Below are 12875 nucleotides of genomic sequence, written 5' to 3'. Positions count from 1 at the left end.
GGCTAGTCAGTGCTGGTCGGCTCCCCGACGACATACACGCCCTTGCCCTGATGACCTTCGACCAACCCTTCCGCCTGCAGGATCAGCAGAGCGGATCGGACCGGTTCGGCAGAGACGCCGTAGTGGGCAGACATCTCACGTATCGAGGGCAGCTTCGCGCCCGGGCCGTACTCGCCCGACGCGACCTTGTCACGAATGTCCTGGGCGATGCGCTGACGGTCTGAGATTCGGGGCATGGCAACTCCTGGTAGGCCCCAAGATCCTCCCACGCCAACGCTCTGTCGGCCAAGACTTCGCCTGCTTAGCATGCTTGGTTCTTGCACTTTGCATGCTTTGAATTGTAGGTTTTCGGCAGGTGCCCGGCATCGGATCGCCTGGTAGGCAGCCGGCTTCCCGGTTGGGCATCCACCACCCGCTGGCACGGCTGGCGTCCCTCGTCAGCCGTGCCAGCACCTGACCGATCAGTCCAGCAACCAGAGCGGCCCTGCTGCCGTACTCGCCGAACAAGGCTGCGGTGGCAGGGCGGGGCGGTCTCCGCCGGCCGGCAGGCGGCGGAGACTGCCCCCTCCACCACTACCGACGCGATCCGACAAAGGGCGATCACCCGTGCGCGACCTGTTCCGTCGGCTGACGGGCCGACGCGAGACACCACGTCCGACACAGCACGCCAGGCCACCGCAGGTGCGGCGGCCCCTGCGGCCGTCTCAGGTCCGCTACCGGCACTTCAACGAGCGCCGGCGCGGCCTCGACCCCGTCGAGATCCGATCGTTCCTGCACGAGGTGGCCGACGAACTGGCCGTCGCGCAGCGGGAGCTGGTCGCGGTGCAGGAGGAGAACGTACGGATCAAGAACGCCCTGCGCACGTGGCAAAGCGCCCAGGCGGCGAACCGCCGCTACCGATGACCGGCCGCTGGGTGATCCACCTGCCGATCACCGCACCGACCTGCTCCGGGCACGGATCTTCGCCCGTACCGCCGCCCGGGTGCTCGCCCGGCTCAGCGCCCGCGTCGAGCCGGGCGGGGTGACCGTGTCGGCCGAGGACGAACAGCACGTACGCCACTGGGTCTTCTGCGACCGGCTCCTACCCGGCGGCGGCCGGTGCGCCCTGCCGGTCGACCACACCGCGCCCTGCTCACGACTGCCCAAGATCCGCACAACTTCAGGGAAACTGTCCCCTGAACGCGCAAGATGGCGACATTTTCCCTGAAGTTGCTGGCCCCCGCCAGCGAGGGTCGGGCCGCCGCTAATCCTACTTCCAGCGGAAGTGGACGAAGAGGCGGCCGAAGTTCTTCGAGTCCTTCTCGACCCGGTGGTAGAGCTGCTTGACGTCCTTCTGGTCGAGGAACCGCAGCACCCGCTTCTTGAGCTGCCCGGAGCCCTTGCCGGGGATGATCTCGACGAGGGTGGCCTTCTTCGCCACCGCCTCGTCCATGATCCCGCGCAGCGCGCGGTCGATGTCGTGGCCCTTGTTGAAGATGTCGTGCAGGTCCAGCTTGAGCTTCATCCCGCCTCCACCACCTGCGCAGCTCCCATGGCAGCCCATGCTAGGCGGTCCGCCGCCGGGCTGGCCGACCCGCGCCACCGCGCGGGCCGGCCCAGCTCCGTCTCAATGGCCGTTGCCGACCCGGCTCTCCACCCGGCGCAGCGCCTCGGCGTAGTCGGCGTTCGTCGAGTGCATCGCCGCCGCGATGCGCAGGTGCCGCAGCGCGTCCGCCGGGCGGTTCAGGCGCTCCAGCGTACGGCCGAGCACGTGGTGCGCGTAGTGGTCGCTGGGGTCGCGGGCCACCAGCTCCCGCAGCTGCTCCTCGGCGCGGTTGAGCTGGGCGGACTGGAAGTACGCCCGGGCCAGCAGCTGCCGTACGGAGGAGTTGGAGGGCTCGGCCTCGATGATCGGCTCCAGCAGCCGGGCCGCCCCGGACGGGTCGCCCATCTCGAAGTACATGGTCGCCCGTCGGTACTCCGCCAGAAGATCCATGGAGCCGCCTCCTCGTCTCGCGCCGGCACTGATCCGACGCTGACACAACACCGCGCGGATCGCGAGTGTTCCTTCGCCTACCGCAGTTCCCAGGCGCGCACGCCGCCCACTATGCCGGCGCTGTTGGGCACCACCACCACGTCGTCGCCCATCCGGGCCAGCTGGTCGGGGCGGATCAGCCGGGAGTTGCCCCCGCCCAGGTAGAGCCGGTCCCAGCGGAACACCGGGCGCAGCCCCTCCACCACCTGCCGGACCCGGCGGGACCAGAACCCGTCCCCGAGGCGGCGGCGTTCCACCTCCCCCACGTACGTGTCGTAGGTGGTGCCCCAGCGCACCGGCGCGTGCGACAGCTCCAGGTGCGGGGCGAGCACCCCGCCGTCGAACAGGGCGCTGCCCAGGCCCGTGCCGAGGGTGAGCACGAGCTCCAGCCCGGTGCCGGCGACCACCCCGGCGCCGTGCACCTCGGCGTCGTTGAGCACCAGCGCGGGCAGCCCGAACGCCTCCGCGACGGCCGTGCGCGCGTCGTACCCGGACCACTCGGCGAGCAGGTCGGGGTCGACCCTGCTGCGCGGGCCGGACCGGGTCACGTAGTGCGGGGTGGCCACGACCACGCCGTGCCGGACCATGCCGGGCATCCCGACGGTCACCCGGTCCGCCGGGGGCAGCCGCCCGGCGAGATCCAGCAGCGTCTTGACGAACAGCGTCGGCGGCAGGGGGTACGGGGTGGGCACCCGCAACGGTTGCGCCCGCATCGTCCCCGCCTCGTCGAGCACGGACGCCTTGATCCCGCCGCCGCCGCAGTCGATCGCGAGTGTGGTCATCACGCCCGTGAGTGTGCCTCGCGGCGGAGTGACGCACGCTACCGGTCGCCGAAATCCGGTGGACGCGGCGGATAGGCTCGGCCCTCGATGAGCGCCACGTTGGTTGTCAAGGATCTCGCCGCCGGGCACGGCGACCGGCTGCTGTTCTCCGGGCTCGATCTGGTGGTCGCCCCAGGCGACGTGATCGGGCTGGTCGGGGTGAACGGGGCCGGCAAGTCGACGCTGCTGCGTACCCTCGCGGGGCTGCTGCCCGTCGAGGCCGGCGGTGTCACGCTGAGCCCGCCCACCGCGACGGTCGGGCACCTGCCGCAGGAGCCGGAGCGCCGGCCGGGCGAGACGGTACGGGGCTTCCTGGCCCGGCGTACGGGCGTGGCGGCGGCCCAGGCGGCGTTGGACGCGGCGACGGAGGCGCTCACCGCCGGGGCGGCCGGCGCCGACGACGCGTACGCCGAGGCGCTGGAGCGCTGGCTCGACCTCGGCGGGGCGGACCTGGACGAGCGCGCCGAGCAGGTGGCCGACGAGCTGGGGCTCGGCGTCGACCTCGACCACCCGATGACCGGCCTCTCCGGCGGCCAGGCGGCCCGGGCCGGGCTGGCCTCGTTGCTGCTGAGCCGGTACGACGTCTTCCTGCTCGACGAGCCGACCAACGACCTGGACCTGGCCGGGCTGGACCGGCTGGAGCGCTTCGTCACGGGGCTGCGGGCCGGCACGGTGCTGGTCAGCCACGACCGGGAGTTCCTGACCCGCACGGTGACCCGGGTGCTGGAGCTGGACCTGCACCAGCAGCAGGTGCGCCACTACGGCGGCGGCTACGCGGCGTACCTGGAGGAGCGGGAGGTGGCCCGCCGCCAGGCCCGCGCCGAGTACGAGGAGTACGCCGAGACCCGCGCCGGCCTGGAGGCGCGCGCCCGCACGCAGCGCGCCTGGATGGAGAAGGGCGTGCGCAACGCCCGGCGCAAGGCCAGCGACCCGGACAAGCACGTCAAGCACTTCCGCGGCGAGACCTCGGAGAAGCAGGCGGCGAAGGCCCGGCAGACGGAACGGCTGATCGAGCGGCTGGAGGTGGTCGAGGAGCCGCGCAAGGAGTGGGAGCTGCGGATGGAGATCGCCGCCGCGCCCCGCGCCGGCGCCGTCGTGGCCTCGCTCCGCGACGCCGTGGTAGCCCGGGGCGGCTTCACCCTCGGCCCGGTGAACCTCCAGATCGACTGGGCCGACCGGGTGGCGATCACCGGGGCGAACGGCTCCGGCAAGACGACCCTGCTCGCCGCCCTGCTGGGTCGGCTGCCGCTGGACGCCGGGCACGCCGCGCTCGGCCCCGGCGTGGTGGTCGGCGAGGTGGACCAGGCCCGGGGACTGTTCCTCGGCGGGCAGCCGCTGCTGGACGCGTTCCGGCTGGCCGTACCGGAGATGTCGCCGGCGGACGCGCGGACGCTGCTGGCCAAGTTCGGCCTGCGGGCGGATCATGTGGTGCGGCCGGCCGCGTCGCTGTCGCCGGGCGAGCGGACCCGGGCGGCGCTGGCGCTGCTGCAGGGGCGCGGGGTGAACCTGCTGGTGCTGGACGAGCCGACCAACCACCTCGACCTGCCGGCCATCGAGCAGCTGGAGTCGGCGCTGGCCGGGTACCCCGGGACGCTGCTGCTGGTCACCCACGACCGGCGGATGCTGGCCGCGGTCGAGACGACCCGCCGGCTACGGGTGGAGGCCGGGCGGGTCGCCGAGGAGTGACGCCGTGCCGACGGGCGCCGGCGGGGTGACAATGACTCCATGCTCAAGTGGGAGTACGCGCTGTTGGTCCGCCGCCGCCAGGCGGCCAGCACGGACATCGGCTGGGAGATCGTCTTCATCTGGTACGGCCCGGACGGCTCGATGGTCGACGTCACGCCGTACGGCGACACGGCGCTGGCCCACCTGAACCGGGCCGGCGACCAGGGCTGGGAGCTGGTCGCGATGAGCGAGGATCCGTCCCTGCCGGGCAACAGCGAGCTGCACCGGTACCACCTCAAGCGGCCGAAGACGGCGGTCGCGCCGCCCCGGCAGCGGATCCGGGGCGCCGGCCGGGCGGCCCGGCGCCTCCCCCGCTGACGCGTTCCGTCAAGCGGCGGCCGGCCGCGCGTCCGACGGCGACGGGCGGCGGGGAGCATACCGCGCGCGGGAGCGGGTAACGGGCGCACCGGAGGTGGCCCATGGTCGTGCTGGCCCAGACGCCGCCCTCGGCCGAGCGGCTGCGGGCGGTCGACGACTTCCTCGCCGAGGCGTGGGCGGACCAGGCGTCGCACGACGACCGGCTGCGCGACCTGGCGGTCCAGGTGCGCTTCGACCGGGGGGTCGCCCACCTGACCGGCGAGGTCACCGACGCCGGGCAGTTACGGCTGGTGCGGGATCGGGTCGGCCGGCTCGCCGGGGTGTTCGGCGTCTGGAGCCGGGTCCGGGTGGCCGGCCGGGACCCGGTCGTGGTGGACCTGGGCTGCGGGGGCACCAAGCAGTACCCGGGCAACCTGGGGCTGGACATCCTCCCCGCCCCCGGCGTGGACGCCGTGGCCGACCTGTCCGGCTCGCTGCCGCTGGCCGACGACTCGGTGGACGTGCTGTTCGCGGTGCACATCCTGGAGCACCTGATCGACTTCCTGCCGCTGGTGGACGAGTGCCACCGGGTGCTCCGGCCGGGCGGCGTGCTGCACGTGATGAGCCCCTGGTGGGGGCACGTGAACGCGGTCGCGGACCCGACCCACGTCCGGCTGCTGGACGTCCAGACGTTCAAGGGGATCTGCCTCCAGCGGCCGCCGGGCGCCCCGCGCTGGTACCCGCTGCACGTCGGCTGCGACGGCGCCAGCATCTTCGCGGACCTGACCCCGCTCCCGCCCGACGCCACCCCGCCCCCGCCGTCCCACCTGTCCCGCTTCTTCGCCTGACGGGGGAGGCCGGGGGTCAGGGGGTGGTGCTCTCGCGGGGGGTCAGGCGGTAGGGGGCCGAGAGTTCCCTCGGGGGGGCCTGGCGGTCGCCGTCGAGGCGGTTGGCGAGCAGCTCGACCGCGAGCCGCGCGATCCGCTCCTTGTCGGGGGCGATGGTGGTCAGGGTGGGGATCGAGAAGCGGCCGTCCTCGATGTCGTCGAAGCCGGCCACGGCGACGTCGGCGGGGACGCGCAGTCCCGCCTCGTGCAGCGCGCGCAGGGCACCGAGGGCGAGCGTGTCGTTGAAGCAGAAGACGGCGTCGGGGCGTACCCCGGTAGCGAGCAGGTCGCGCATGGCGGCGGCACCGTCCGCGCGGTGCCAGCCCCGTGCGGGCGCGACGAGGCGCTCGTCGTACCCGATGCCGGCGTCGTCGAGGGCGGCGGCGTAGCCGGCCAGCCGGAGCCGGGCGCTGGCGCCCTCGGGGTTGCGCTGCGCGCCGATCGCGGCGATCCGGCGGCGGCCGAGAGCAACCAGGTGGGCGGTGACCTCCCGGGCCGCGGCCACGTTGTCGATCACCACATGGTCGGCCGGGCCGTGGTCGACGCGCTCGCCGAGCAGCACCAGCGGGGTGCCGTCCAGGTCGGCCAGGTCCTCGGCGGTGAGCGCCAGCGGGTTGAGGATCAGACCGTCGATGAGGTGGTCGCCGATGCCGGAGGCGGCCTTGTGTTCCTGTTCGCGCCCGCCGCCGGTCTGGTCGATGAGCACCGTCCAGCCCAGCTCGGCGGCGGCGGTGACGACGTGCCGGGCCAGCTCGGCGAAGTACGGGATGTCCAGCTCGGGCACGGCCAGCGCGATGACCCCGGTGCGCCCCTTGCGCAGATTGCGGGCGGACAGGTTGGGCCGGTAGTTGAGCTCGGCGATCGCCCGCTCCACCCGGGCCCGGGTGTCCGGCCGTACGTGCTGGTAGCCGTTGACCACGTTGGAGACGGTCTTCACCGAGACGCCGGCACGCTCCGCCACGTCCTTCAGCCTGTGTCGCACTTCCGCCCTCCCCGCTGGCCTGCCGGCACTTTACCGTGCCAGGACGCTGGCACAGCCCCTTTACAACGTTGGTTACAACGTTGTAGAAACCAGGGGCGCGGAGTGACGGCGATCACTCGGAGCACCGCACCGACAGCAGCACCACCGGGCGCCGGCCCGGCCCGACCTCCGCCGACGACCCGGGCCGGCCGGCGTACCCCGGTCGGCGGCCCCATCCCTGGGCGGCGCGCGCCGCCGCCCGGCCGACGCGACGAGAAAGGTGGCACCCCTTGCGGACCGCGCAGCTCACCATCGACCCGGCCTTCGCGATCGGGCCGGCCGACCGCCGGCTCTTCGGCTCCTTCGTCGAACACATGGGCCGCTGCGTGTACGGCGGGGTCTACGAGCCAGGCCACCCCACCGCCGACCCGCTCGGCCTGCGCGGCGACGTGCTGGGGCTGGCCCGGGAACTGGGCGTGACCGTGGTGCGCTACCCCGGCGGGAACTTCGTCTCCGGCTACCGCTGGGAGGACGGCGTCGGCCCGGTCGGCGATCGGCCGCGCCGGCTCGACCTGGCCTGGAAGACGATCGAGAGCAACGCGTTCGGGCTGGACGAGTTCATGACGTGGGCCGCCGCGGCCGGCGTCGAGCCGATGATGGCGGTCAACCTCGGCACCCGGGGCGTGCAGGAGGCGTGCGACCTGCTGGAGTACGCCAACCACCCCGGCGGGACCCGGCTGTCGGACCTGCGCCGCAAGCACGGCGCCGAGCAGCCGTACGGGGTGCGGCTGTGGTGCCTCGGCAACGAGTTGGACGGCCCGTGGCAGGTCGGCCACAAGACCGCCGACGAGTACGGGCGGCTCGCCGCCGAGACGGCCCGGGCGATGAAGCTGGTCGACCCCTCGATCAGCCTGGTCGCCTGCGGCAGTTCCAACCGCGGGATGCCGACGTTCGCCTCCTGGGAGGCGACGGTGCTGGAGCACACCTACGAGCACGTGGACTACATCTCCGCGCACACCTACTACGACCCGTCCGACGGCGACCGGGCCAGCATCCTGGCCTCGGCAGTGGACATGGACAACTTCATCACCGAGGTGGTGGCCACGGCCGACCACGTCGCCGCGAAGCAGCGGCACCGCCGCAGGCTGAAGATCTCCTTCGACGAGTGGAACGTCTGGTACCAGTCCCGCCTCCAGGCCGACCTGGACCGGCGCGGCTGGGTCGAGGCGCCCGCCCTGATCGAGGACGACTTCACCGCCGTCGACGCGGTGGTCGTCGGCGACCTGCTGATCACGCTGCTCCGGCACGCCGACCGGGTCGGAGTCGCCTGCCAGGCGCAGCTGGCCAACGTCATCGCCCCGATCCGCACCCGCACCGGCGGCCCCGCCTGGCGGCAGAGCATCTTCCACCCGTTCGCCCTCACCGCCCGGTACGCCCGCGGCACGGTGCTGCGCACCGAGCCGGTCTCGCCGACGTACGAGACGAAGCGGTACGGCGACGTGCCGGTGCTGGACACGGTGGCCGTGCACGACGGGGAGAGCGGGGAGCTGGCCGTCTTCGCGGTCAACCGGGGCTCGGCCGACCTCCCGGTGGACCTGGACCTGCGCGGCCTGCCGGGCCTGTCCGCCGTCGCCCACACCACCCTCGCCGCCGGCGACGACCCGACGGCGACGAACACCGAGGCCGAGCCCGACCGGGTGACGCCCCGGGAGCTGCCCGCCCCCACCTCCGACGGCGGCCGGTGCTCCGTGCGCCTGCCGGCCGTCTCCTGGAACCTGCTGCGCTTCGCGCCCGCACCGGCATAACCGCCGGGGCGTAGCGGCGCACGGTCTCGACGCCGGCGGCGGCCAGCGCACCGGCTCTCGAACAGGCACACTCATCCCGTCCCCAAGGAGTGATCCAGCATGATGCACAGCGAAATGAGCCGGCGCCGACTGCTCGGCCTCGGCGTCGGGCTCGGAGCCGCGGCCACGTTGACCCTCGCCGGGTGCGGCGGCGGCAGCGACGACAAGGGCGCCGCCGCGGGCAACGGCGGCAAGGACTACACGGGCCCCAAGGTCGACCTGAAGCTGTGGAACGGTTTCACGGGCGGCGACGGCGACATCTTCAAGAAGCTGGTCGAGCAGTTCAACAGCGAGCACCAGAACATCGCCGTGGCCGTCACCACCTACCGGTGGGACGACTACTACAGCAAGCTGCCCGGGGCCGTCTCCAGCGGCAACGGCCCGGACATCGCCGTCATGCACATGGACCAGCTGGCCACGTTCGCCGCCCGCGGCATCATTGCCGAGCTGGACGACGTGGCGAAGGCGCTGGAGCTCAGCGAGGCCGACTTCGCCCCCACGGTGTGGAAGGGCGGCCTCTACCACGACAAGCGGTACGGCATCCCGCTGGACATGCACCCGCTCGGCTTCTACTACAACAAGGCGGTCATGCAGAAGGCGGGCCTGGACCCGGCCAAGCCGCCGACGACGCGCGACGAGTACACCGCCGCGCTGACCGAGCTGAAGAAGTCCGGGGTGCAGGGCTTCTGGGTCAGCCCGTTCCAGTTCACCGGCGGCATGACCTTCTACTCGCTGCTGCACCAGTGGGGCGGCACCCTCTTCGACGCCGAGGTCGCGAAGGCCACCTTCAACTCCGACCAGGCGGTCGAGGCGTGCACCTGGCTGGTCGACATGATCAAGCAGGGGCACTCGCCGGCCAACGTCGGGCAGGACGCCGACTACCTGGCCTTCAAGAGCGGGAAGAACGCCTTCAACTGGAACGGCATCTGGCAGGTCAACGACCTGAAGAAGAGCCCGGACGTGCAGTGGGGTGTCGCCCCGCTGCCGCAGATCGGCAGCCAGCCGGCCGCCTGGGCGAACTCGCACAACTTCACCATCGTCAAGCAGCGCGGCGGCGACGGCAACAAGGTCGCCGGCGCCAAGGTGTTCATCAACTGGCTCAGCCAGCACTCGCTGGACTGGGCGGCCGGCGGGCAGGTGCCCGCCCGCAAGGCGGTGCGCGACAGCGCCGAGTTCAAGGCGCTCACCGAGGTCAACGCGCTCGCCCCCGAGCTGGAGTATGCGGCGTTCCCGCCGGCCGCGCCGGGCCTGGGCGAGGTGATGACCACCTTCTACACGTCCTTCAACGAGGCGGCGCTGGGCAAGAAATCGCCGAAGCAGGCGCTCGACGACGGGGTGGCCAAGGCGAACAAGCAGCTCGAGGACAACCGCAAGAAGTACGGGAGCTGATCCCCGGTGGCGGACGTGATCGAGGTCGGGGCGGCGCGCGGTGACGGGCCGCCCCCGGCGGCCGGGCGGAAACGCCGGGCGGCGAGCCGGCGCGGGCACGCCGCCACCCCGTACCTCTTCCTCGCGCCGTACCTGGTCCTGTTCGGACTGTTCGGGCTGGCCCCGATCCTGTTCGGGGTCTGGCTCAGCGTGCACCAGTGGGACCTGCAACTGCCCAACCGGCCCTTCGTCGGGCTGGAGAACTACCGGGACCTGTTCTCCAACGACTCGGCGGTCTACGGGGACTGGTGGTCCAGCGTGCGGGCCACCGCGATCTTCACGGTCCTGTCGGTGCCGCTGCTGCTGGTCGTACCGCTGGGCCTGGCCCTGCTGCTGAACCGCGAGTTCCCCGGCCGGACGTTCTTCCGGACCGTCTACTTCGCCCCGTACGTGCTCGGCGTGGCGGTGATCGGCCTGCTCTGGCGGTTCCTGCTCGACGCCAACCTGGGCCTGGTCAACCGGCTGCTCGGGGCGGTCGGGCTGCCGGGGGACACCCCGTGGGTGACCGACGTGCCGTGGGCGTGGGTCTCGCTGGTGGGGGTGACCGTCTGGTGGACCTCCGGCTTCAACGCCGTGATCTACCTGGCCGGCCTCCAGGACATCCCGCCGGAGCTGTACGAGGCGGCGCGCATCGACGGCGCGACCGCCTGGGACCGGTTCCGCCACGTCACGCTGCCCGGGCTGCGCCCGGTGCTGCTGTTCGTGCTGACCACCACGATCCTCGCCTCGGCGAACGTCTTCGGCCAGTCGTTCCTGATCACCCTGGGCGCGCCCGGCGAGCAGACCCGCACGGTGGTGTGGCGGATCGTGGACGAGGGGCTGCGGTACAACGACGCCGGTCAGGCCGCCGCGATGAGCATCGTGTTCGCGCTGGCGCTGGCCGTGGTCAGCGTCGTGAACTTCCGCCTCCTGCGCTACCGGGCAGACTGAGGGGCCGACCATGACGACACTCCGCCGCGCCGGCCGCTACACGGCCCTGGTGCTCCTGGCCCTGGTGTTCGTGGTGCCGCTGGTCTGGATGATCCTGACATCGCTGAAGACGTACGGCGGCGCGCAGCGGATCCCGCCGGACTGGCTGCCGAACCCGTTCTCCGGGTACGGCTACGACCGGATCCTGAACAACGCCGAGAGCCCGGTGCTGCGCTGGTTCCTCAACAGCATGCTGGCCGCCACGCTGCACGCGCTGCTGGTGCTGGCCACCGCCTCGGCGGCCGCGTACGCCCTGGCCCGGCTGCGCTTCCGCGGGCGCGGGGTGGGCTTCGCCCTGATCGTGGGCACCCTGTTCATCCCGCCCACCTCGCTGATCATCCCGAACTTCGTGATCGTGGAGCGGCTGGGCTGGCTCGACACCCTCGCCGCGGTCGTCGTGCCGAGCGCGGCGAGCGCGTTCGGGGTGTTCTTCCTGCGCCAGTTCTTCCTGTCCATCCCGGCCGAACTGGAGGAGGCGGCCGTCCTCGACGGCGCCAACCACTGGCAGGTCTTCACCCGGGTGCTGCTCCCGCTGTCGAAGCCGGCGCTGGCCACGCTCGCGGTGCTGTCGTTCCTCACCAACTGGAACGACTTCCTCTGGCCGATCTACGTGCTGTTCAGCCCGGAGCAGCTGACCCTGCCGCCGGGGCTGGGCCTGCTCCAGCGCGCGTACAACACGGACTACCCGGTGGTGATGGCGGGCGCGGTGCTGGCCAGCGTGCCGGTGCTGCTGCTGTTCGTTCTCGCCCAGCGGCACATCATCCAGGGCGTCTCGCGCAGCGGGCTGAAGGGATGACGGCCCGCTCGTGGCGGCGCGCTGCGGCCGCCCGCGCCGCCGTACCGCTCGCCGCCGCGCTGCTGGCCGCCGGCTGCGCCGGCCCGACCCCTTCGACCCCCCGGAGTGACGCGCGCATGTTCACCAACCCCGTGGTACGCACCAACGCCCCCGACCCGCAGGCGATCCGGGTCGGACAGACCTGGTACCTGTTCCACACCAACGGCGGCGGGCGCAACGTGCCCGTGCTCACCTCCCCCGACCTGGTCGACTGGGCCGAGGCCGGGGACGCGCTGCCGGAGCTGCCGGGCTGGGCAAACGGGGGAAAGACGTGGGCCCCGGAGGCGATCCAGCTCGCCCCGGGCCGCTTCGTGCTGTACTACACCGCGGCCGGGCGGAAGGCCGGCCGGCAGTGCGTCGGGCGGGCGGTGGCGAGCGCGCCGGAGGGGCCGTACCGGGACGACTCGGCGACCCCGCTCGTGTGCCAGGCGGAGCTGGGCGGGTCGATCGACGCCAGCCCGTACCGGGACGACGACGGCAGCCTCTGGCTGCTGTGGAAGAACGACGGCAACGCCGTCAGGATGGACACCTGGATCTGGGTGCAGCGCCTGTCCGCCGACGGGCTGCGGCTGGTCGGCAAGCCGACGCCGCTGCTGCGGCAGACCGAGCCGTGGGAGGGCAGGCTGGTCGAGGGCCCGTTCTTCCACCGCCGGGACGGCCGGCTGTACCTCTTCTTCGCCGCGAACGCGTACAACCGGAAGGTGTACGCCGAGGGGTACGCGGTCTGCGAGTCGCCCACCGGGCCGTGCGTCAAGGCCGCCGAGAACCCGATCCTGCGCAGCAACGCGGTCGCGTCCGGCCCCGGGCACGCCTCGATGGTCGTCAAGGACGGCCGGACGTGGCTGCTGTACCACGCCTGGCCGCCCGGGCAGGAGGGCACGACCGACCCGGGGCGCCAGGTCTGGCTGGACGAGGTCACCTGGGTCGACGGCCGGCCCGTCGTCCACGGCCCGACGGGCACCCCCCAGCCGCGCCCGTAGGGGGTGGCGGGAGGGGCGGATCTTGCGAGAACACTTGCGCCACCCCCGCCCGGTGTGAAAATTTCCTACCAGCGACAGACAGCCTGCGGCGAATCTTGCCGGATATGCCCCGGT

The 12875-nt window shown here is 72.5% G+C and carries 14 protein-coding genes and 1 pseudogene; 10 read left to right on the top strand and 5 right to left on the bottom strand.

The features are described 5' to 3' along the window. Nucleotides 1-2 precede the first annotated feature (2 nt). On the bottom strand, nt 3-236 hold the full coding sequence (locus ABGB16_RS09460) for a winged helix-turn-helix domain-containing protein (protein ID WP_347667593.1): 234 nt from the start codon (nt 234-236) through the stop codon (nt 3-5). Nucleotides 237-627: 391 nt separating this feature from the next. On the opposite strand from ABGB16_RS09460, the gene ABGB16_RS09455 reads away from it, so the two are divergent. Together ABGB16_RS09455 and ABGB16_RS09450 are read left to right on the top strand one after the other, a co-directional pair. Beyond that, complete coding sequence (locus tag ABGB16_RS09455; RefSeq protein WP_347667633.1) at nt 628-903, top strand: hypothetical protein; 276 nt, start codon at nt 628-630, stop codon at nt 901-903. Further along, nucleotides 900-1207, top strand: a pseudogene (locus ABGB16_RS09450) (hypothetical protein). Before ABGB16_RS09455 ends, ABGB16_RS09450 begins: the two are co-directional and overlap by 4 nt. Nucleotides 1208-1249: 42 nt before the next feature. On the opposite strand, the gene ABGB16_RS09445 reads toward ABGB16_RS09450, so the two are convergent. The 3 genes from ABGB16_RS09445 to ABGB16_RS09435 form a co-directional block, all read right to left on the bottom strand. Then, nucleotides 1250-1504, bottom strand: coding sequence for a Smr/MutS family protein (locus tag ABGB16_RS09445; RefSeq protein WP_013736060.1), 255 nt, complete (start codon nt 1502-1504; stop codon nt 1250-1252). Between the two features lie 102 nt (nt 1505-1606). Next, nucleotides 1607-1975, bottom strand: a complete 369-nt coding sequence (locus tag ABGB16_RS09440) for a tetratricopeptide repeat protein (protein ID WP_347667592.1) — start codon at nt 1973-1975, stop codon at nt 1607-1609. Between the two features lie 77 nt (nt 1976-2052). Further along, nucleotides 2053-2799, bottom strand: coding sequence for an ROK family protein (locus ABGB16_RS09435; RefSeq protein ID WP_347667591.1), 747 nt, complete (start codon nt 2797-2799; stop codon nt 2053-2055). 84 nt (nt 2800-2883) lie between these two features. On the opposite strand from ABGB16_RS09435, the gene ABGB16_RS09430 reads away from it, so the two are divergent. The 3 genes from ABGB16_RS09430 (at nt 2884) to ABGB16_RS09420 (ending at nt 5705) form a co-directional block, all read left to right on the top strand. After that, nucleotides 2884-4521 carry an ABC-F family ATP-binding cassette domain-containing protein gene (locus ABGB16_RS09430; protein ID WP_347667590.1) on the top strand — a complete coding sequence of 546 codons (1638 nt, stop codon included), beginning with the start codon at nt 2884-2886 and terminating at the stop codon, nt 4519-4521. Nucleotides 4522-4560: 39 nt separating this feature from the next. Then, nucleotides 4561-4878: a hypothetical protein gene (locus ABGB16_RS09425; protein ID WP_347667589.1), complete on the top strand. Its 318-nt coding sequence runs from the start codon at nt 4561-4563 to the stop codon at nt 4876-4878. 101 nt (nt 4879-4979) lie between these two features. Next, nucleotides 4980-5705, top strand: a complete 726-nt coding sequence (locus tag ABGB16_RS09420) for a methyltransferase domain-containing protein (protein WP_347667588.1) — start codon at nt 4980-4982, stop codon at nt 5703-5705. Between the two features lie 16 nt (nt 5706-5721). On the opposite strand, the gene ABGB16_RS09415 is transcribed toward ABGB16_RS09420, so the two are convergent. Next, nucleotides 5722-6726 carry a LacI family DNA-binding transcriptional regulator gene (locus ABGB16_RS09415; protein WP_347667587.1) on the bottom strand — a complete coding sequence of 335 codons (1005 nt, stop codon included), beginning with the start codon at nt 6724-6726 and terminating at the stop codon, nt 5722-5724. Between the two features lie 269 nt (nt 6727-6995). On the opposite strand from ABGB16_RS09415, the gene ABGB16_RS09410 reads away from it, so the two are divergent. The 5 genes from ABGB16_RS09410 (at nt 6996) to ABGB16_RS09390 (ending at nt 12761) form a co-directional block, all read left to right on the top strand. Further along, nucleotides 6996-8510, top strand: coding sequence for an alpha-N-arabinofuranosidase (locus tag ABGB16_RS09410; RefSeq protein ID WP_347667586.1), 1515 nt, complete (start codon nt 6996-6998; stop codon nt 8508-8510). Nucleotides 8511-8609: 99 nt separating this feature from the next. Beyond that, nucleotides 8610-9938: an ABC transporter substrate-binding protein gene (locus tag ABGB16_RS09405; RefSeq protein ID WP_347667585.1), complete on the top strand. Its 1329-nt coding sequence runs from the start codon at nt 8610-8612 to the stop codon at nt 9936-9938. 6 nt (nt 9939-9944) lie between these two features. Continuing rightward, nucleotides 9945-10907 carry a sugar ABC transporter permease gene (locus ABGB16_RS09400; protein ID WP_347667584.1) on the top strand — a complete coding sequence of 321 codons (963 nt, stop codon included), beginning with the start codon at nt 9945-9947 and terminating at the stop codon, nt 10905-10907. Nucleotides 10908-10917: 10 nt separating this feature from the next. Beyond that, nucleotides 10918-11742 carry a carbohydrate ABC transporter permease gene (locus tag ABGB16_RS09395; RefSeq protein ID WP_347667583.1) on the top strand — a complete coding sequence of 275 codons (825 nt, stop codon included), beginning with the start codon at nt 10918-10920 and terminating at the stop codon, nt 11740-11742. Continuing rightward, a complete protein-coding gene (locus ABGB16_RS09390) occupies nt 11739-12761 on the top strand; it encodes a glycoside hydrolase family 43 protein (RefSeq protein ID WP_347667582.1) in 1023 nt (340 codons plus the stop codon). The genes ABGB16_RS09395 and ABGB16_RS09390 overlap by 4 nt, the downstream gene beginning before the upstream one ends. Nucleotides 12762-12875 lie beyond the last annotated feature (114 nt).

This window comes from Micromonospora sp. B11E3 (assembly GCF_039871625.1).
In the GTDB taxonomy this organism is placed as follows: domain Bacteria; phylum Actinomycetota; class Actinomycetes; order Mycobacteriales; family Micromonosporaceae; genus Micromonospora.
This window is presented reverse-complemented; position numbering and strand designations above follow the sequence as displayed.